This is a genomic window from Crinalium epipsammum PCC 9333 (assembly GCF_000317495.1).
GTDB lineage: Bacteria > Cyanobacteriota > Cyanobacteriia > Cyanobacteriales > PCC-9333 > Crinalium > Crinalium epipsammum.
Window position 1 is genome coordinate 1,822,193 of sequence record NC_019753.1, and the last position, 22,139, is coordinate 1,844,331.

The window sequence follows — 22,139 nt, forward strand, 5'->3', positions numbered from 1 at the left end:
TTAACTGAAAAAAAGTAAACGGTTGAACTTACAAATATTATTCCCACATCGATCATCAATCTAACATAATCAAAAAGATCATAAAAGTTTTTGAAAAAAAATAATAAAAGTTAATTAATAATAGTTATCAAAACTTAATTATTGGAAATTTGGGTAAACAGTCCTCTAACGGTAGGACTTTTGATAATTGTTAATTGTTTCCCTTCTATGAAGTAGGAATAGTAATAATAAACTCTGCTCCTTTACCAGGTGAGGAAATACACTCCAAATGACCACGGTGTTTTTCAACCACAATTTGATAGCTAATAGATAATCCCAGACCAGTACCAGAACCTACAGATTTGGTTGTGAAAAATGGGTCAAATATTTTTGAGCGTACTTCTTCCCTCATCCCAGAACCATTGTCAGCTATACTAATCTTTACTTTATTACCATCTATCAAATGTGTATGAATGCGAATAGTACAGGGGTTTTGCTGTCTTTCCAATCCTGAACGTTTAGAGTCATATTCTTCTAAGACATCAATTGCATTACTTACAATATTCATAAATACTTGATTTAGCTGCCCAGGGTAACATTCAACTTTTGGTAAATCGCCGTATTCTTTAATAATTTTAATTTCGCTATGTTCTGATTTGGCTTTTAAGCGATGCTGCAAAATCAGTAAGGTGCTATCAATTCCTTCGTGAATATCAACTTTTTTCATCTCCGCTTCATCTAAACGAGAAAAGTTGCGAAGTGAGAGCACAATCTGGCGGATACGCTCTGAACCTATTTGCATAGATTCAATCACTTTTGGTAAATCTTCACGGAGAAATTCTAGATCAATTGCTTCTATCTCGTCTTGAATTTTAGGCGTGCTATTTGGGTATTGCTCTTGATAAAGATTAACTAAATTCAACAAACCATCAATATATTCACTAGCATGAAGTATATTGCCATGAATGAAATTAACAGGATTATTAATTTCATGTGCAATTCCAGCAACTAACTGCCCCAAACTCGACATCTTCTCAGTTTGAATAAGTTGAGTCTGTGTTTGCTGCAATTCTGTTAGTGTTTGTTCCAAACGTAAATTCTTATCTTTTAATTCCAGGGTTCTTGTTTCCACCTTTTGCTCCAAGGTGCGGCTGTACTCCTCTAACTTAGTGTTAGCTACTTTCAATTCTTCTGTAGCTGTTTCCAAGTTGGCATACAGCATCGCATTTTTAAGGGAGATAGCAGCTTGGGTAGAAAGAATCCTTAAAACCTCTAACCTTTCTGGGGTAAACGCCCCAGCAGTCAAATTATTTTCTAAGTAAAGAATACCAATAACCGTACCTTGATTAATGATAGGTACGCACAAAATGGACTTAAGTTTTGCTTTGACAATGTAAGCATCTGTAATAAAATTACCTTCCCTGCCAGCATCTCTAAGAACTACATTTTCTTGTGTTCTCGCCACATAGTTAATTAAAGATAGCGGCAATGTTTCACTATCCTCAAGGGGTATAGAGGGAAATAAAACAAGGTCATTTTTATCTACAAATACCGTTGCTTCTACGACTAGCTTACCTTTCTTATCTAAAATTAAGCAACTATTTTGAGCGCCAGCATTTTCCATCACAATTTTCATCAGTTTCTCAATTAAATCATTGAGAAGTATTTCTCGACTCAGGGTTTGTGACGCTTTCATTACTGTCGTTAAATCTAAAGCAAATGTACCGACAGCAGTGGTTAAGGACGTTGTTTTATCTAAATCTATACTAAAGTTTTTTCTAGCAAGTATCTGGGAAAATATTTGAGGATATCTTAATTCTAAATCTTTGACTTTTGCTGTGGCTTCCCAGTGGATATAACAGTAGTAAGCATCAGTGAGATATGTAGTAGCAACTTTATCTTTGCCTCGTGAAAAATAAAACTCCGCTGCTAACTCATTGGCTAAACCTTCTTCTTGAGTATATTGCTGCTTTTTGGCTGCTTTAATAGCGCGATCGTAATATTCCATTGCTTCGCCAATATTACCCAAAATTCGTGCTTTTTCTGCATTAATTAAATCATATTTATGTTGATAATTAGCCGGGGCGTTCTCTGCCCAAAGTTGCATAGCTTGCTGATTGTTTTCCACTTGTTGCATATACTGCTGTTGCAAACTGTTTTCTACATCAGGATATGCACCAAGTAATGCTAAAGAGTAGTAAAAATTGTGTTCTGTAATATGTATAAAACCACTTGCTGCGAAGGCGTATTGCGTCGCTTGCATAGCATTGGTTACAGCTTGTTCGTAATTCTTAAACCAATATGAGATAAGGGTATTGGCAAGATAAGTAACAAAAACTAAAAGAAAATTTTTATTTCCGATAAAGATAGGCAACATTTCTGCTGTATTAAAAAAATCGCCACATAAACTATATTTATTTGTGACTTCTTTACTAAGACAAAATACAAGTTGCCTAAATATTTGGGCATATTCTACCTGCGTTTTTTGTTGTAATTTCAGCATCATATCAACATATATTGACTGCTGCTGATTCACAAAATTGAGCGGTTCGCCTATATAAAAGATATAAGCACTATAGGTGGCTGCATTATAACAAGCATATTCTATATCGCCAGTTTCTATACCTACTTGAACTCCCTCACGTAGCGGTTCTACTGTTTCCCTAGCATGAGCTTTCCAATGAATTACAAAACCATTGACAATATTGAAAATTTTAGCTTTAATTTTTTTTCCGTTAAAGTCTTCTAGTATTTTTAAAGATAATTGAGAGAACTTATATCCAGCTTCAATATCTCCTAAGAATTGGCACAGTAATAAAGCGTAAGTAGCATAGGAATAAGCTGCAAGTGCAGAATTTCCATGCTGGCTAGATAAATTGACCATTGTAAATGCACTCGCAGGTAAAAGTGCTGGATTAACAAAAGCAGCAGCAGGCATTAAAACCATTAAGATCCTCATAGCAGCTAATTTATGAGGATCTTGCATTTCTGGTAGTTTAACTAAATCTTCAATATTTAATTTCTCAGGAGGTGTTTCTGCTAATGTTATATTTAACATTTCCAACACTTGCAACGATAACTCTATTGCCACATTAGGTTGGCTCTGAGCAAGATAAAATAAAATTTTATATTCGTATACCTGAATTTTATCTAATAAATCTTTAGCTTGAGTTATGACAATTTCTGAAAGCTTTTCTGCTTGCTCAAAATCAATATTGAGATACTCAACTTCTACAGCTTCTACATAAAGTGCCAGTGCCAATTCATACTGATTTTGCCAGCTATTTTCAGGAATTAGAGCTAAAGCCACATTTAAATACTTACGTGCCGCTTCATAAGCATTGGATAATTTAGCTCTAATTCCTGCAATTAAATTTAATTCCACCAATTCATATTTTTCGGCATCACTGGTAATTAACTCAGTGCCAAAGTTTAATTGGTTAACTAAGGCAAAAATATTTTCTTTCCGCTCCTCTGGATTAGTTTTTTCCAGCAGCAGTTGACCAATTTTTAGGTGAGTTTCCTTTTTCTCAGCTTCAGGAATTAAGGAATAAGCTGCTTGTTGCACTCGATCATGCAGAAATTTGTAGGAAACTTTAAAATCTTGTAATATTAAAGCTCCTGACTTATTTTCATCAAAAGATAACGGAATTTTGTAAGCTTCATTAAGAGGGAGAATTAAACCTGCTTGCAGAGACGACCACAAATCCTCTGCTGTTTCCGGTTGAGATTTTTCATTAATGATCGCCAGAACATCTAAGTTAAATGTGTTACCAATACAAGCAGCTAATTTTAATACCCTCTGTGTGCTTTTCGGGAGTTTTTGAATATTTTTAGCTAGTAGTTGAACTACACTATAATCAGTAATTCCAATTCCTTGAATTTGCTCAATATTCCACTGCCAGTTACCTACATTGAAGTCAAATGTTAACAGTTTTTCTTCATAAAGTGACTGTAGTAATTGTGTTAAGAAAAAAGGATTACCTTGGGTTTTATTAAAAACTAAATTTGCTAATGGCTGCGATCTGTTTATCTGATCGTGCAGAGTGTCCGCTACTAATTCGCGAACGTGAGAAATATCTAAAGGAGTAAGGACAATATTATTGATAGTTGAACCCAACTTTTGAATTTCTTCCAACGTTAAAATTAATGGATGAGTAGGGCTAACTTCGTTATCGCGATACGCTCCGATAAATAGTAAGTATTGACTATCAGGATCAGTTATTAAAAGCTGAATTAATTTAAGAGAAGCAGAATCTGCCCATTGTAAATCATCTAAAAATAAAACCAGTGGGTGTTCTTTGGTGCTAAAAACATGACTAAAGTTTTGGAAAACTCGATTAAAGCGATTTTGAGATTCTGTAGCTCCCAGTTTTGGCACATCTGGTTGCTCACCAATAATTAATTCAACATCAGGAAGAACTTCAGTAATTACTTGCCCATTTTCACCCAAAGCATTAAGCAGTTTTTCTTTCCAATTAGCGATTTTAGCAGATGTTTCTGTTAGTAACTGCCTAATTAAATCTTGGAAAGCTTCAATAACGGAAGCATAAGGAATATTACGCTTAAATTGATCAAACTTACCAGATATAAAATAACCGCGATCGCGAACGATGGGTTTATGAACTTCATTAACCAAAGAAGATTTACCGATGCCTGAATAACCGCTTACTAGCATCATTTCGGCACTACCTTGACTGGCACGCTCAAAGGCAGCCATCAAGGTAGCTACTTCCGTTTCTCTACCATAGAGTTTTTGGGGGATAACAAATTGAGCAAATAAATCTTCCTGACCTGGAGTAAAGTTACTAATACTGCCAGTATTTTGTAATTCGTTTAAGCAGATTTCTAAGTCGGCTTTTATCCCTAACGCACTTTGATACCTGTCCTCAGCAGTTTTGGCTAACAATTTCATCACAATGTCAGAGATAACTTGAGGAATTTCTGGATTTAATTCAATAGGCGGAATTGGTTTTTTAGCAATATGAGCATGAACTAATTCTATTGGTTCGGATGATTTAAAAGGTACTTCTCCCGTCAGCATTTCATAAAAAGTAACCCCTAATGAATAAAAGTCTGTCCGGTAGTCAATTGACCTATTCATTCTACCAGTTTGCTCTGGCGAAATATAAGTCAGAGTACCTTCCATCCCATTAGGGTTATTAATAGTAGGGTTTTCCCTAGATAGACGTGATGCAATACTAAAATCTGTTATTTTTACTTGCTTCGTAATTGGCTGAATAATAATATTGTGTGGCTTAATGTCTTTATGAATAATGTGATGTTCATATAAGACTGTGAGTGCATCTGTTAGTTGTAGAGCAATTTCACAAAAATCTTTTAAGTCAATTTTATGAGTATCTAGGAATTTTTTTAGATCTAATCCTCCTAAGTCCTCTAAGACAAGGAAAAGTCCATTTTGATAATTCTCTAATTTATAAGTTTTAATGATTCCTGCAAAATCGAGATTTTTTGAAATATCATACTCGTGTCTTAATTGAGTAATTTCTTTTAAGGTAGGATATTTAGCTTTAAGAATTTTAATAATAACTGTATTTTCTTCAAGATCTGGTTGTGCGCGATAAACGCCAGTTTCTACACCATCGTAAATTTTTTCTATAATTTTGTAACCTGAGATGGCAATCATAATTTTTCCTTGATAAATTATTTGTAAGTCGTAGACTTACTACGATGCAACTGACTTAATCAGCTAGTTGTAGACTGCCTTAAAAAAACACTCAACTACACTGGCAGTGTCATAATTGATTTTGCACCCTCTTTGATGATAACTCTACTAAGTTAGAGAGCTATTTTAGTATGCCCATCACCAGAGCTAAATTTTCTATCCTGTGGGAAGTTGTACCTTTTCTATAGAACTAGGATAACGAGTCTCTTATCTCCGGCTAAGATCAGTAAAAATACTTAAAAATTTAGGGCAACTATGTAGAACTTGAGGATGGGGATGAAGGCGATCGCACTATAGCAAACAGTTTCATATACAAGCAGGGATCTGGATAAGTCGGTAGAAGCATTAGGCTCACAACAGGGCAACTGTAGACGTACTTTGAGAATTATTAGGCATAATCCCTTTTCCTAAGCCTAAGTTATGAAATCCGGATTGAGAAACACTTAGTCTTAAAGCATCACTAGCATCCCAAACTGAAAAAATTTCTTGTCTACCATCATTAAGCGTTGCTGGATCAATGCAATAAATCTTAATGCGATCGCCCTGCCCTGAGTTTGTAAGCTCAGATACCTTCAGCTTTAGCCCTAATAAACTTAAAACTATACTCAGAATTTTGATAGTAGAGACACAGGCGCGTCCATCAACAGGTAATTTAATTCCCAGTGATCTTTTAATATGCTTGCTATACACTTGTGCTTTAAGTTTCAAATTAATTAAATCTGAGTCATTTTCTTGAAATTCGCGCTCAGGTTCAAGAAATTGCGTAACTCCCAAAGCTCTCAACGCCTCAATTTTTAGTGTATAAGTTTTTACATCTGGAATAAAAACCTTACCATCGCCCATCCATAACTGCTGATACCATTCTTGTTTATCCCTAATTCTGAAATATTCGCTGTCATGGGTTAAATAGTAATGAAGTAAAAGCTGTGGATAATATCCTTGGTCATCTAATTGTTTTAATCTAGGCGTGACGGTTACACCATAACGTTGCTGCAAAATGTATTTCTGCAATTTATAGCTTTCTTCCTCAGTTATAAAACGATTATTTAACAATTGATATTCCCTGTAACTAATCTCAGGCGCATTAGCAACAGCATAAGCTATTTTTACTTCTTTGTCCTGGCGAATCTGCCGAATGTGAGTTTTGATAGATTGAGATTTGTTACTGTTTTCAACAAAATCTTTTTTTGTGTTAACAATTTCTCTTAAAAGCTTTTTAGAGGTTTCCCAATCTTTTGGTGCTGCTATTATCAAAGCTTTGCGTAATTCTGTTAAACGATCTTTTGTAAAAGTATTACTAATGACTTTAACTTGATGCCCTTCAGCGATTAATCCTGCTTGCATTGAGTAGCGAAATAAAGTAATTGACCCATTTACTCTGGCGGCAAATCTAGCCCAATTTCTTAAATGAATGAAATCATAAACTAATGGTAAATCTACATCAACTTTATGAAGTGGACTCATTAAAGCCAAGTTTTCCTTGTGATTTTCCTGATACCAATGAGACAATACCCGATAATTTTTGCTACCACTACCAATTAATCCCACACCACGTTTTGCACACCAAACATGACGAGTAACATTAGGGCGTACTCTAGCTAATGCCTGCCGCGCTTCCCAATCAGGAATTACCCCCTGAAAAATGCCATAAACGCTATCAAAATGTTCTACATCAATGCTAACTCCTGTACCTAAACTAGGTGTCACAAAAACCGCGCTATATTCTTTAACTTTTTGATTAATATCTTTAATAAAATCAAGTGCCTCGTGCTTGTGGGTGCTGGTTGTTTGGCTACTCACTACTAAGGTTTTGGGATATTTTTTTTGAAACTGTTCTAGACGCTGTTTGATGTATTGTTCGATTGCTTCTGAACTATAGCGTCCAGAGCGACTATCGGTAGTAACATAACACTTACGTCCTAGAATTAAATCTTGTTCTAATTGTTGAATTAAAGCTGTGGGATTGGGAGTATTGTAAAATGTAACATCACAACCAGTTTGAGGTTTCCACTCATTGACTACAACCCAAGGCTCAATGGAAATTTCTGCAAGCCCTTTCATATAATCTAAAGAAAGGTCAGATAAATCTGCATCTTGAGCGATTACTAATCCACCTGTTTGCAATATAATAGAAATTAACTGCTGGAATTTTTTCAAAATTAATACGCGCTTGTCTTTACAGGTGGAACTGTTCAGCAAATGCCATAAAGATTGCTCGACTTCATCTAAGATGATAATTGCACCTTGCCAATCTTCAGGTTTTAGCTTCCATATAGAATCAATACATAGTCCGAGTGATTGGGATTTTTTAGTTACTTGCAGTATTGGGGAACTCCACCCTTCAACTTTGTTGACAGGGAGAGAAGTCAGAATGGGGGATTCAACACTTGTCATTCTGACTGCTGACTTTTGACTGCTGAGTTCTTCTTCTAATTTTTTGTGATTAATCCATTCCACGCCAATCTTGTCACATAAAAACCGCCCTAATTGGATTCTATGAGTAAGTAATAAAACAGGTTGATGGTTTTTTTGAGCTTCTGTAACTACATCCAAAAGTGCTGTAGTTTTGCCTGTCCCTTTAGGTGATTTCACCCCAACTAATCCAGATTTGGGAAAAGGTAGTTTTCCTAAATAGCGACGGTTAAGTGTAAGTGTTGGTTTGTAAGTTAGTTGGCTATGAGGTTTAATTTTTGCCAGATCTGTTTCTAAGTCAGTACTGTTTTGATATACGGTTTGAAATGCGATCGCACCTTGGGCAACAATAAATTCATCAACACCTTTTTCTAATCCAGGTAATCTAATAACTTTGACGAGACTTGCTGTTTGCTGTAAAAGTTCACCTAATTGCGCGATCGCATTATTAACTGCATTAATTGTCTTAGGTTGGGTTTCGTAATCAAAACAAATATAAAATGTGCGTGCAGATTTCGTAAATACTGCTAAATCTGGGATTAACTGTCGCCCCATCACTTTGCCAACACAGTCTTTTGTAACACGATAGCCGCTAGTAATTCCTGGTAATGCGATCGCAGCATAACCTTGAGATAATAGCGCAGCAGCCTTCTTCGCACCTTCACAAATAATTACAGAAATATTATTTTCAACTACCCACGCCCAAAATCCAACTGCTTCCCCTGATTCTGTAATTACAATGTTTTCTGGCATAGCAACGTGGTAACGTGACGAGGTTCGCTGCCATATCTCCAGAGTTACCCTTAAACAAAACATCCGCGTAGGTGTCAAAGGTGGATGTTCGTACTTAATCAGTTTGCCATCTTGGTTTTGCCGAGGATGGTTTGGCTTATAACACCCCCACTCCATTGCACCCCAATCATTCAGGGGATCTAACCCTGAACACCACCAGCCGCCTTTTTCCCCATCTGCATAGCGTTGTAGCAACCCATGACTAACCTGACCTGCATTATTACGGGGAATGCGATCGCAAATCAACAAATACTCGTAAAATAGTCTTCCTTGCAGTGATTTGAAATTTAGATCAGCCAAATTACAGTCAATACCACTGCGAGTGACTAATTCTTCTAAATGTTGATCAGATAAAAAGCGATACATTGGGTAAAGTTGAAAATGAAGCAAGATATCACAGGTTACACTATATATAGTTGTTTGTGAAGCATTAAACACTATATATAGTGTAAACGAGTTACGCCGCACCGTTTCTAGGCTAAAACAACAAGGAATATTTATGAAAGTAGGATTTATCGGACTCGGCAACATGGGTCAACCAATCGCCAGTAACCTGATCAAAGCAGGGCATGAGTTGACAGTATATAACCGCACCAAAAGTCGTGCAGAAGAACTACTATCCTTGGGCGCACAAGTAGCTGATTCCCCAGGTCAAGCAGCCCAAGAAGCTGAAGTATTAATTACTATGCTGGCTAATGATGCAGCAGTAGAGCAAGTAATTTTTGGTACGGAAAATAGTACTGGTGCAATTGAGGAATTGCCCACTGGTGCGATACATATCTCCATGAGTACTATTAGCGCCGCCTGTGGACAACAACTAGCATCAGTACACGCCCAAGCAGGACAAGGTTACATCTCCGCCCCAGTCTTTGGCAGACCAGAAGCAGCAGCAAAACTTTGGGTAATAGCAGCCGGAGATTCCCAGCAAATTGAGCAATGTCGTCCCTTATTTGATGCCATCAGCCAGGGTGTATTTATAGTAGGTGAAGAACCATCAAAAGCCAATATTGTCAAGTTGGCAGGTAACTTTATGATTGCCTCAATGCTAGAAGCTTTCGGAGAATCATTTGCATTGATGCAAAAATCAGGCGTAGAACCCAAGCAATTTTTAGAAATTATCAACACTGCCTTATTCAAATCACCTATTTACGAGAACTACGGTAAATTGATTGTGGAAGAAAAATACGAGCCTGCCGGGTTTAAATTAAGCTTAGGACTCAAAGATGTGCGGTTAGTTTTAGAAGCTGCGGAAACTGCCACCGTACCTATGCCCTTAGCCAGCATAATCCATGACCATTTTCTCTCAGGAGTTGCACGTGGATATGGTGATATTGATTGGGCGGGTTTAGGGTTAATTAATGCCCTCGATGCCGGAATTGAACAAAAGCCTGATCAATGAACAATTATCAATTATCAATGACCAATAATTAGGACTTACGCAAAATAAGAAGCGGGCAAGATGCCCGCACTACTTATTTGGTCAATATAAAATGTAAATTTTTCACTTTCTATACTCCCTCTACCTCGCCTAGTACGATTCAGACTCAACGCTTTTGTCTTTTGATGTCAATCAATCTCTAACATTCCTCTTGTTTGCTCAGAAGTAGCAGTACCATCGAGTAGTTGATCAAGAAGCTTGTTTAAAGATAAATTTTTGCTTACATGATTAGAAAATACTGGGGAGGTTTCTAATCTTCTACTCACTGCTTTAGCTAAAACATATTCTTCAGAACTAATAGCACAAAACTCGCTATCTAACTCTCGAAATGCCAGAAGATATATTAAGGATATTAAAGCATCCTGCTTCCAAGATTGCTCTAATTTAATCATCAACAAATGATTTGCAATCGTTTTAAAGTGATGCCTATAATCAAGCCAGTCACCAGCCGAATTATAATCATCTATATACCATAAAAATAAACGGGCGTATCCCCATATATAGTCTGGAATTTCATAAAATTCTTGATTTTTACCTTGCTGATACTTCTGATTGAACAATGCTATATAGAATTTTTGCCGCTCTACTGTTACGGCTAATCTGGCTAGAACTTTTATATATTCTCTCCTATGAAGGCTAAAATTAAATGTGGGATAGCTATCGTTAAATAAAAACTCAGCCCTTAAATTCTTGGAGAGACCATATAATTTTCCTGTAAAAAGTATAAATTTATTGTATATTTTTGATAGGAGATCTATTTGCTCTCTAGTTCTGCTAGTTCTGCGTATTTGTGGGATTTTTCTTAAATCATTGTAATCATTGATTAAAATTTCTAGTATTCTTGGAAGAAGTGAAAAGAAGTTTTTAATATCTGGCAAAAAAGTGGCGATATGTTGGTTGCTTATATCAACAATTACAAATTTAAAAATATCATTTTTCAAGGGATCATAAAGGGTTTCGATTAAAGAATTAATTATTTTAATTTGCAGTTTTATACTATTTGCATTTATAGCATCCTGAATAATATTGACGCTCTCCCTCAGATTGGCTACAAACTGCTCCTGATTTAAACGTTTTGGCAATAAATTCAGTTGGGATTGCAACTTTTTCTGCCGATTGGCGATAATATCCTCAATCGAAAGATAGCTAATTAACTCAGGTTCGGGTTTATCAATTAGTTCTGCATTAAGCTTACGTGGGCGATCGCCTACTTCTATTACTTCTAATAATGGTGGAGTACCTAACCCAATTGAAAAAACAATTCGCACCTCTATTTTGGGAGTATCTTCAAAGTAGGGATTAGTAATCCTGTAAATTTGTTCTCGATCATTTTTCATATAGTTTTGGTCATTAACTCTAATTGGTAAATCTATTACTAGCTGAGTCATATTAAAAGATTCTTTGATTTCTCCAGGTATTTTATGATATTTACCAACAAAGTTACGTATCTGCTGTTCTCCTTCATAACAAATCTGATCTGCTTCCGTACTACTAGGAACGTTGATCCAAATTTCACTACCTTCTTGAAGCACTTGAAATGAGATGCGATCGAGATATTGACCATAAAGGGGAAAGCTTTGGTGTTGCTTTTGCTGCCAAATTTGCTCAAATTCAGCTTGCTGGTAATTAGGAACGATAAAAGCTTGGCTGAATCTTTGGCGCAAGTTGGGTAAAATGGTATATTGACCAACTAAAATAAACTGATACTGAGGATGATTTTGAGCGATCGCATCTAAATTTTGACTTTGAATTGCCTGTGCTACAATCTCCTCAATCTTATTAATATTGAGCCTAATTTTCTGATAATATTTCTCTTCTCCATTCGGTAATTCTAAAATAAGTTCAACATCTTGGGCGTGAGGATTTATTAAGAGATATTTTTTTAAATACTCAAATAAAGGTAAATGCTGTAAATAAGCGACAATATCTAAAATTCGACGCTCATCTGCACAAATACTACGGGCAATATCATTACAGATGCGGTTGTATAATTTTCTAGGATTAAAATCTAGTTCAATTCCTTTTTTAAAATCTAAAATAGGAATCTGAGTAGAAACATTATGGTGAGAATAAAACGTTACTGGAAAGTATTGGTTGCAAGGGAAACTATCTAAATCTAAAAATATAACAGGCTTACTTGTTAATAAAGGTGCGATTTGCGAGATATAATTCCAGTAGTGATAGGGACTGGTATAAAGATAACTTTGTCTGAGATCCCGTAAATCAATCGGGCGACTATCGCGCACCAGCAAACAAGAAATGCGGGAATTATCGGGGAGTTGTCTCCCTAAAAATTCTGGTTGGGGAAATTGAGGATGTAAATTTAATTGAGTTGGACAAGTAGCTACAAGTGCGGGAGTAGAAATAAAGGGTCGATCGCCACGTTTTTCTAAAAATTCTTTATAAGCAATGGGGAGACTGTTTGGCGAAGGAATTAATGCTTGTGGCGTTTCTCCAAACAGATAACTATAACGACAGCATTCAACATAAGATTCTAGATTCAATAATCTTGTCATAACAAGCTAACCCCTTGGAGAGATTGATCAATATCTTGGAGCAATTTTTTCTCGGTAACTTTATAAACTAAGTCAATTTGAGAAAATGCCTCTGGGCGAAACTGAAAGTTAATTCCTCCCAAATATGCAACTTGATCGCCTAAAACAGTAATTTTGGCGTGGAGGTTGGAGACAACGCGCACGTTGAGATCGCGATCGCTACAGGGAATAGCCACAAAGATTTGACAGTCCAGCAATCGCAACAACTCTTTAATCCTGGGTGTAGGATAAAAATTGCGGGTATAAATTCTAATTTTACCCCTTGGCTGTCGAGCAAATTGTTGTAATTCTGCGTATAAATCCGATTCGTATTGACTAGGAGAAAGAAAACCAGTTGCACTAACTAAACGATTATGATTTGGCAAATCAGAAAGCGACCTGACTTTCATTCCTGTTTCTGTTGGTAAAGCTTCGCAATCGCTATATTCGTGCCAATACTCATAAAAACGCTCAATTAGTTGCTGATGTTGAGGGCAGTTGCGCCAAACTATCCCCGCTTCATAATTGTAATGGAGACTACCAGGGGTAAGATTACAAGATCCTAAGTAGGCGTATTGTTCGGAAATGTAGGTTTTTAGGTGATAAAGTCCGCCGCGTATTCTTACGCCAGCTTTGATCAGCTTTTTAAAACAAATATCTTTACGTCGATCGCTTGCTTGATATTCTTCCCGCACAGAGATACGATTTGCCATATCAGGATCGATGCGATCGAGTAATTCGTTGCGTAAATCGGTAAGTATCCACACCCCTTGCTGAAGTTGTCTTGCTTTCTGACAAATGCGATCGACAATACCTTCATCTTCAATCCGAAAGCTAGAAAGACAAAGAAATTCTTTAGCTTCGTCGATCAACGTTTCTAAAAAGCGGCGATGAGTTGGGCTAGTTTGGCTGGAGATTGATAGCCATCTACCCGCAGACAGAGAAGCGTTAGGTTTGAGGTTTGGTGGTAAAGTGAAACGACGATCACTATAAGTTTCTTGGTAACGTGCAACTAAGCTACGAACTTCTTCTGAAACTAGCGTGATTGCTGTTTCAATATTATCCATCCGTAACAAGGCGATCGCTTCTTGCCAAATAGGAGGCAATTCTTTAACCTCTATCCAGACTAAAAGATGAGGATGCAGTTGCGAGAAAAAGCGATCATAATCGGGAGATATGACTGCTTCCTTTAGCCATTCCCAATTGGGATTATTTAAATCTTGTTCGAGTTGTAAAACTAAATCTTGTAAATGCTGCGGTAGATGAGGAGGCAATGCAGAAGGCGAAAATACTACATTATATGTCCCTGGTTGGCTTTCAATCTCCCTATCCCAAATTGGTATTTGCGGATCATCTGGCGCTAGGGATAAAACCAAATCTCCACTGGTAAATTCCCATTTACACTGGTTAACTGATAAAGTGGTTGATTCAGATATTATCGGACGTAAAAGCTTGTAGTGGGGTGCTATATATAAAGCCCTAGAATTTGGCGTATTGTTAGTTTTTTGTAAAAGTTCTTCTAATACCGCTTCGGGAAGAAAATTCAACCCAAAATTACTCCGCAAGTAGTGGAGAGAGTAGCGGCGATGTTGCTGCCCTAATGATTGGACTTGCTGCAAAATTTCCGATAGCGATAAAAATTCATCTGGTTGATCGGTACGGCAAAAATTACCCTGCAACTGCCAACAAATTTTCATGTTAGTTCCCTTTCAATTTGAATAACATCAAAAAGTTGGGAGAGTAGCGATGTTGACATCTCCCATTGAGATAAATCACCAAAAAATACTAAAGATAGACAGCCACGAGTTAAAAGTGTGCGCGTTGCCATTAAATCAAGTTGTTGGGGTTTACCTTCTACTCGTACTAGCACTAAATCTCGTTCTTCGCCTACCCATTCGTTAATCGTACCAATATAAATTAGATTCTTTAGTTCTTCGGGACAACTTGATTTTAATTGTTGCTTAGTAGTATCTGAAAAAGTTATAACTCCGGTGCGATCGCGCCAATTCATCGGGATTTCTGTTTGCACAAATCGCCAAATTCTCTCATTTTCTTCACCACTGCGAATATCTTGCCACAACAGAGGATTATTTAAGGGAGAATTAACCTGTCGCCGAAAGGAAGTATGAATATAGCGATTAGCAAGTAGGGGGAGAATAGAACGAGCTAAACTAGGAGATAATCGAAACTGTTCTGTGAGTGTAAGGCGGTAAGCTGGAGATAAATGCCTTTCTAAATAACTAAAAGGTATTGTGTTGTCGGGTGCGATCGCATCTCCAAATAACACCAACTTATGACACGAACAAGCTAACTGTATTACTTGCTTCCATGTTAATAAGTGGGCTTCTTCCACAAAAATCAGATCAAATATTTTACCCTGCAACTCATCACGATAACGGGTAGTAAATTCCGCAAAAGTTCCTAAAATAGGAATAGCTGCTGATTCTTCCATTTGAGTTGTTAATTGCTCAATTGCTGTCTGAGAAAGTAACTTATAACTTTGTTGCAATTGTGCTTGTTTTTCTAACAACGGAGTCAGGGTGCGTACTCGATAGCTTAATAAGTCCAGACGAGCAGGAGAAATATTAGGAAAGTGAGTTTTTAAGTGATTGTGTAATTGTTCTGGAGTATGTTTTAAAATATCACTATAAATCGGGAGATCTTCTATTAAGCGATCTGGCAGTAAATGTAATGGTAAAGCTTTCAGATTAGCGCGTTGCCATTTTTCTTGTAACCATCGCTTTAATTGCTGTTTATATGGTTGAGATAGGTAAATAGGGAGGATGGGTAAATCTCGATATTGGGTGAGAGTTTGTTGATGATTTGCTAGTATTAATACTCGATGTTCTTGTTCTATTGCTAAATGAACACAAGCACGAGCAATACGGGTTTTTCCCGTACCAGGAATTCCTGAAATTAATGATATGGGACTATTAGAAAGAATTGTTTCTAACGCGCTTTCTTGAATTGGGTTGAGAGTAAAGGGAGATTTAACTTGAGGAAAATTAAGAGATGTTATTGTGGATAGATACGCACCCGACTGTTGAATGGTAAGCGAGATCGCTCTTAGCGGCAAAGTATTTTGCTCAATCGCCTGTAACAGTTCAATATCAATTGGCGTTTTCTGCTGTTCCAGAAATGAGAGAAGTTCTGCCATCAATTTCCCTCCCATTTATTGATAATTATTAATAAGTATTCAGTCAAATTCTTTACTGCTATCATCCAACTTGTTTCGCTCCAATCGGAAATAACTATTACTTTTAAACGAGAACTTTGTGGTAAAGGTTCATTAGGAAAAGCTTGCCAACAAAAAATCATCCCTAATGATATTAAATAATTGTTTGCTAGGTTCAAACAATGCTGTGAGGGAGGATACCAAAAAGTCCATATTGGAATTTTTAGCGATTTAATTTTTCCGTCAATTAAACTTTGTTTAGTCAAACAAAGAAGCAAATCGCATTTAATTATGTCAGTTTTTTCTATACTAAACTTCCAAACTGTATCCTGTAAGAAAACTGTAATTGGTTCTGTGGCTCCATCATTTAAATAACGTCCACCGTTAGGTATTGCAGAACCAGGTAAGGTAGCTAAAGGAGAAACAGAAAGACTTTGAAAGCGCAAACAAGCTGCCATTAATAAGATATAAATTAAATCCGCCAATAAATAATTACGAAAACTCCAGATTTTTTCTTTAAGAGTACGTTGGTGGATGAAATCGAGATAAGCTTGGTAAAAGCTGCGATAAATGGGATTCTGTTGTAAAACATAATTAGGACGCATGAAGAATGTTGGCGATCGCTGCACTCCTTTACTCGTAGCTTCCCAATCAAACTGTTTAAGGGATCTTTCTAAACTTTTTAGCTCTTGAGCATGGGCATTATCGGCGTAGATCGCACATTCTAATTGGAGTAAATGGCAAAAATAGACAAGAAATTTGTTTTCTGGAGTATTAAAATCTTGATATCTTTGAACCCCCATTAATTGTTGCCGAGATCCAGCTTTCTCCGCCGCATCGTTACCAGGGCGGCGAATATAATCCCGCAAGCAATAGGTATCCATTTCTTGAATTTTACTGATGGGCATCAGTTCAGCTTTGCGGCGCAATTGAGAACGCAATTTAGAGGTAATAATTTCTAACTTGCGCCGGAGTTGGTATTGACGTTCAATCGCCACAATGGGCGGTAGTTTCGCATCTTCTCGACTAAGTTCTTCCAGAACAGGGATAATATTTAACAAAGCAATCTCAGTAGAACCTTTACCACGATTGCCAAACAAACGGCTAAATAAACCTACCGCCGTGTTAATTGCATCAGTGGTATGGTGATCGACACGCCAGCCAAACTCGGTTCTTAATTCTTCTTCCTGACTTTTGCTCGTGCAGGTTTCAGCATCTAGCACTTCATCAGTAATATGAAAATCGACTGTATAAGATGTGCGATCGCGCAATACAGTTAAGCAAGCTTCATACTGACGTTTTCGTTTTAAAGCATCAGGCTGTAAGTAGGGAAAACCTATTTCATAAACCCCTTGTCTCAAAGGAATAGGAATAAGATAACTAGGCAACTCAGCAAGTCTTTCCCCAGCTTCTAGTACCAGTACCGGACGATCTCTTGCCAACAAGCAAGTCGAGGTAACAACTGTCTCGCCTTGCATGGCATAGGCAAACCAATTTGCATATAACTTCATTAATATACCAACCCTTGCCAGTGGAATTGTCCGTAGCGTCCTTGGCGTGCCTTAATAAAAGCATCAGTTAGCGGTTTGTCTTGTAATTTGATCACTAAATTTTCCATCAAAGCGAAACTTTCCTCCATGTCTGCCACCATCACCCCCCGCAATTTAGGTAAGATTTTTTGCCCGAATTGATCCGCAATGGCGCAGCGTAAAGCTTCTTCACTGCTTTCTACACCTGGATAATTAATTACATATTTGGCGATCGATTGATAAACCCGATGGGCAAAGGGATGTCCCATCTTTTCCATGATGTCATTAGCTTGATTAACGTAATCCTTAACCTGTTCGAGTATCGCCAGATAGTCATTGGGTTCACGTCCCCAATTACTGCGGAAATCTTGATAAGTTAGATAGCTTTGAGAATTTGTTGCGGTTTGCTTGGTTTTATTAGCGCGTAACTGAAGTTCACTAGGTTTGCCAAATGTTAAAACGTTAGCGCGATCAAGTACCTTATCAGAAAGCGATTGAGTAGTTTCGTCCTCGTTCATTGTCCCGACAAATAAGAACTCATCGGGAATTTTGATTTGTTTTTCACTTTCAGGTAGAGGCAAACTACCTACATCTAGAGACAAAAATGTTTGGTGACTGCGCCTAGTTTCTAGCTTAGAGAGAAAATCACTAAAGTAATACTCGACCCGTGCTAAGTTCATTTCATCTAGTAGCACGATCACCATCCTTCCTGACAGATTGGCATCATGTTTATATTGATACAAACCTCGCATTAACTCAGTTGGCTTATATTTTTTTTCCACATAGTTATAAAATCCTTGCAAATCTTGAGGCGAATCCCAACGAGGCTGGACAGGAAGCATCAGAAATTGTGCGCCGATAAATTCAGCATATTGTCGAGGCAATTCGCTTTTACCTGTACCACTAATTCCTGCTAAAATTACCAATGCCGAAATATCCTGAACTTTTAAAGAAGTGTGGAAAGCTCTGATAATGCGATCGGGAAAATTTAATCCTTGAGTTGTCAGGTAATTCTTAAATTCTTCTAAAAACTCAATTTCATTCCCTGCGGATCGTTGTTGCGGTGGTAATTTATACCATAACTTATCTCGAAGAGCTTGTAGAGCCACCCTCGCGCTATTTTCAATTTCATTAATCTCGCCTCTGAGTCGCTGTAAGATTCGTTCTAACTCCTCTTCCTTTTGTTCAAGATCATGGATGTTATTTTCTAAAGCTACTCGTTGAGATTCTAAACGTTCAATCTCACGGTGTAAGCTTGCTAATTCCGCTCTTTTAGCGCGAAGCTCTGCATTGATTCTTTCTATTTCTCTGCGTACCCCTTCTGATTCCTGGTATTTCTGCGTGTTTTCTTGAATTTCTCGCAGAATGTGATCGCGTTCCTCTTGAAGGCGATTGACTTCTGGTTGCAAATACGAAATTCGGTTTTCTAATTGCTCTCGTTCATTAAACAAAGCATCATAAGTAGCTCGCAATAACTCTAATTCGACTGTTCTTTGTTCTAGATCATGCAGAAGAGTTTGCTGGGATGCAATATTTTCTTGTAGGAAGTTGAGTTCAGCCTGTTTTTGTGGAAGCCGCACTTCAATTGCTTGGAGAGAAGCTCTTTGTTGTTCTAGTTGGTCGATTTGTGTGCGATTAGCTGTAATTTGTCCCTCCAAACTACTAAGCTCAAGCCGATGCTGTTCAATCCTACGAGTTAATTCCTCTAAATAACTAAGTTGTGGATTTTGCTGATGGAGTGTGGCAATTCTGCCTTCTAATTCCTGTTGTTGCTGGCTGAGTGTGTTAATTTCTCGCTGAATATACTGATGTTGAGTTTGCAATGCTGGATAATCTCCCAGCGTCTGATCTAATTCTCGTCTTTCTTCCCGTCTGTGAGCGATTTCAGCATTGAGACTTTCAACAATCACGCTCATGTTATCCCGTTGGGCAACTAGCTGACTAACGTTTTCAATGTCTCCTAGCCGTCCCTCTAGATAGTTAGCCCTCATGTGTTGCCGACGGGAAACAATTGTCGCCGTTGCCGCACTTGCTGCGGCTGTCACCCCTGCCGCCCCTGCTGCTTTTTCAATACCACCACCCAGAAATAAAGTCAATGCTGTTACTAATAAAGTTGGCGTACAAGGTAACGTCAAATTTTTTAGTCGCTCGGTTTTATTCATACTATAAATAAAATATCTGAACTAAATATAAATTATTTAACAGAGTAAATAAACTTTTTGTGTAAATCTGGTGCTTTTTCGCTTTGTCCTAAGCTAGGAACACTCAACAGTTTTCGTGTTAAGTTTATTTCCCCAAACCTAGATATGATGCCAGGTGTAGAGACGTACCATAGTACATCTCTACATCAAATATTTGCCCAAACTCATTTTCCGAATTGGTATTAGAGTCCCAACTTTTTAGAGAAGTTGCGGATATTGTTGTTATAAACGCACTATCTGCATTCTGATTACGTCAATTTAATCAATCAATAATTATCAAGCTCAAACTGGCTGAATCTCACCAACCAGGTAGTTTTTTTGTGCCATTTTCTATAGCGACCAATAAATTAATACTCTCATCAACCGAAATTAGCACTTTGCAAGCTGTAGCAATTAGACAGTTGAGAAAGTGGTTACATCTTGTCACACCAACCTGAGTATCCAGATTTAACTATATATATAAGCGAGTTAGTAAAACAGTTTCAGAAGCACCCAGGACATTTATGAATCAAGCTATAAATCAATCTACCCCTGCTTCTTGGTCAATGATTGAAGCATCTAACCCTCAAGCTTTCGTACAGCCCGACAAGCTTGCCAACTATGACTTAATTTTACGATGTCAAGCAGGGGCGCGTCCCGATCGCACTGCTTTTGCAGAATTAATGCGGAGATATCAATCCCAAGTTGATAAAATTTTGTATCATCTAGCTCCCGACTGGCAAGACCGCTCAGATTTAGCGCAAGAAGTTTGGATTCGAGTTTACCGCAATATCAATCGTTTACAGGAACCGGAAAAGTTTCGCGGTTGGTTAAGCCGGATTGCTACTAACTTGTTTTATGATGAGTTGCGTAAACGCAAGCGTAAGTCTCAGCCTTTATCCCTTGATGCTCGTTACACGACACAAGACAGCGAGATGGATTGGGAAATTGCTTCAGATGAGCCTAGTCCAGAAGAAAATCTGACCACACGGGAATTTTACGAGCAATTGCGTGATGCGATCGCACAATTACCTGAAGTATTTCGTACTGCCATTGTACTACGAGAAATTGAAGGTATGGCTTATGAGGAAATTGCAGAAATCACTGGTGTATCCTTGGGAACTGTCAAGTCTAGAATTGCCAGAGCTAGAACCAGGCTACAATCTCAGCTACAGCCCTATTTGGATGCTTAGTAGTAATGAATTTTAACAAACACCTATATATCACTAAAAAGCGATTTACTCGCTCCTAACCCCTGAAATGGGGTTTATTTATTTTGCAGAATAATTAACTCAAAAAATATATTACTTGTGAATATATTTTTAAAACAATAAATTTAGTTCAAAATAATTCAATTTTCTTAGCCATAGTTACATCAATTTTGGCAGATAAATTGTCAAGATTTTTACTACCTTCACAAAATTTAATAAATCAATTTAACTCATACCTTGACGTTATCTTCTACAGTGAAAAGTATTGTGATAACACCACCTTTAGCCTTCAAAAAACACCTCTCTAGATATACTTAGGTGTTTAGGACTAGACATTCGTAGAGGAACCAAAGTATAATATTTGACTATAACACTTGGTAGGTATATATTTTGAAAACTCTACAAAAGTTACGAATCGGTGAACTCCTAGTTTACAAAAAAGTACTTCACCCAACTGAACTAGAAAAATTATTAACCCTTCAAAGTAGCTGTGGAAAAAAATTGGGTGAAATAGTAGTTGAAAACAAACTAGTTTGTGAATCAGACTTAGAACTGATTCTTCAAGAACAGCATTGGCGAAATAATGGTTTTTGGGTAATTGATTAAAATCTCAGTAGATCTAAATTTCTTTGGGGTTATATAGTCAGTTAAGGACAAAGCAAAGTATCGCGTGTTTCCCTCCCTGTAGTTGGGTTGGTTCCTGTTGCGATTTTGCACAATTGTTTTTGGACATCTTGACGTACAAGTACATCAGTAAAATCTGCGCCATCAATAATTGCGCCATCAAACTTGGCGTTAAAGGCAAATGCTCCTTCAAGTACAGCGTTTGTCAAATTGGCTTTAGTAAATTTAGCTGTATCTAGAGTCGCGTTGGAGAGATTAGCCCCTTCTAAGTTGACCAACTCTAAATTTGCACCGAATAAACTAACACCCCGTAAATCTGCATGACTGAAATTGCAATTACGGAGGTTTGCTTTAGTAAAAGTAGCATCCGTTAGTACACGACCAGAAAAATCAACATTAATCAAAGTTTCTTTGGTATAGTCTTCAGCCCAAGCGGGAGTTGCGATCGCACCGACAGCCACTATACCTAGAACGACTACAAACAAAAACTTAAACAAGACAGCACAACAGATCTGGTAAAGCCTACGATTCATGCTGATTAGGTAAATATAAACCTTATACCTTGTTATAGTACCAGAA

At 37.4% G+C, this 22,139-nt stretch carries 11 protein-coding genes; 3 read left to right on the forward strand and 8 right to left on the reverse strand.

Features of this window, described 5'->3' with window-relative positions; genetic code table 11:
* Positions 1 to 205: 205 nt before the first annotated feature.
* Together CRI9333_RS07740 and CRI9333_RS07745 are read right to left on the reverse strand one after the other, a co-directional pair.
* Positions 206 to 5,626, reverse strand: a complete 5,421-nt coding sequence (locus tag CRI9333_RS07740; RefSeq protein WP_015202610.1) for a trifunctional serine/threonine-protein kinase/ATP-binding protein/sensor histidine kinase — start codon at positions 5,624 to 5,626, stop codon at positions 206 to 208.
* Positions 5,627 to 6,016: 390 nt separating this feature from the next.
* Positions 6,017 to 9,235, reverse strand: a complete 3,219-nt coding sequence (locus tag CRI9333_RS07745; protein ID WP_015202611.1) for a plasmid replication protein, CyRepA1 family — start codon at positions 9,233 to 9,235, stop codon at positions 6,017 to 6,019.
* A 133-nt stretch (positions 9,236 to 9,368) separates the two neighbouring features.
* Here CRI9333_RS07745 and CRI9333_RS07750 point away from each other — a divergent pair, with 133 nt between their 5' ends.
* Positions 9,369 to 10,268 carry an NAD(P)-dependent oxidoreductase gene (locus CRI9333_RS07750; RefSeq protein WP_015202612.1) on the forward strand — a complete coding sequence of 300 codons (900 nt, stop codon included), beginning with the start codon at positions 9,369 to 9,371 and terminating at the stop codon, positions 10,266 to 10,268.
* A gap of 167 nt (positions 10,269 to 10,435) precedes the next feature.
* Here the strand turns inward: CRI9333_RS07750 and CRI9333_RS07755 are convergent, their stop codons facing one another.
* Genes CRI9333_RS07755 through CRI9333_RS07775 form a run of 5 tightly spaced genes read right to left on the reverse strand, consistent with a single transcriptional unit; the run spans position 10,436 to position 19,707 of the window.
* Positions 10,436 to 12,823, reverse strand: a complete 2,388-nt coding sequence (locus CRI9333_RS07755; protein WP_015202613.1) for a hypothetical protein — start codon at positions 12,821 to 12,823, stop codon at positions 10,436 to 10,438.
* On the reverse strand, positions 12,820 to 14,538 hold the full coding sequence (locus CRI9333_RS07760) for a phospholipase D-like domain-containing protein (RefSeq protein WP_015202614.1): 1,719 nt from the start codon (positions 14,536 to 14,538) through the stop codon (positions 12,820 to 12,822). Before CRI9333_RS07760 ends, CRI9333_RS07755 begins: the two co-directional genes overlap by 4 nt.
* Complete coding sequence (locus tag CRI9333_RS07765) at positions 14,535 to 15,998, reverse strand: AAA family ATPase (protein ID WP_015202615.1); 1,464 nt, start codon at positions 15,996 to 15,998, stop codon at positions 14,535 to 14,537. Before CRI9333_RS07765 ends, CRI9333_RS07760 begins: the two co-directional genes overlap by 4 nt.
* Positions 15,998 to 17,527 carry a DUF2357 domain-containing protein gene (locus CRI9333_RS07770; RefSeq protein ID WP_015202616.1) on the reverse strand — a complete coding sequence of 510 codons (1,530 nt, stop codon included), beginning with the start codon at positions 17,525 to 17,527 and terminating at the stop codon, positions 15,998 to 16,000. The genes CRI9333_RS07765 and CRI9333_RS07770 overlap by 1 nt, the downstream gene beginning before the upstream one ends.
* Positions 17,527 to 19,707: an AAA family ATPase gene (locus tag CRI9333_RS07775; RefSeq protein ID WP_015202617.1), complete on the reverse strand. Its 2,181-nt coding sequence runs from the start codon at positions 19,705 to 19,707 to the stop codon at positions 17,527 to 17,529. The genes CRI9333_RS07770 and CRI9333_RS07775 overlap by 1 nt, the downstream gene beginning before the upstream one ends.
* Before the next feature lie 542 nt (positions 19,708 to 20,249).
* On the opposite strand from CRI9333_RS07775, the gene CRI9333_RS07780 reads away from it, so the two are divergent.
* Both CRI9333_RS07780 and CRI9333_RS07785 read left to right on the forward strand, forming a co-directional pair.
* Positions 20,250 to 20,918: a sigma-70 family RNA polymerase sigma factor gene (locus tag CRI9333_RS07780; RefSeq protein WP_015202618.1), complete on the forward strand. Its 669-nt coding sequence runs from the start codon at positions 20,250 to 20,252 to the stop codon at positions 20,916 to 20,918.
* 408 nt (positions 20,919 to 21,326) lie between these two features.
* On the forward strand, positions 21,327 to 21,542 hold the full coding sequence (locus CRI9333_RS07785; protein ID WP_015202619.1) for a hypothetical protein: 216 nt from the start codon (positions 21,327 to 21,329) through the stop codon (positions 21,540 to 21,542).
* Between the two features lie 41 nt (positions 21,543 to 21,583).
* Here CRI9333_RS07785 and CRI9333_RS07790 read toward each other — a convergent pair whose 3' ends face one another.
* Complete coding sequence (locus CRI9333_RS07790; protein ID WP_015202620.1) at positions 21,584 to 22,093, reverse strand: pentapeptide repeat-containing protein; 510 nt, start codon at positions 22,091 to 22,093, stop codon at positions 21,584 to 21,586.
* Positions 22,094 to 22,139 lie beyond the last annotated feature (46 nt).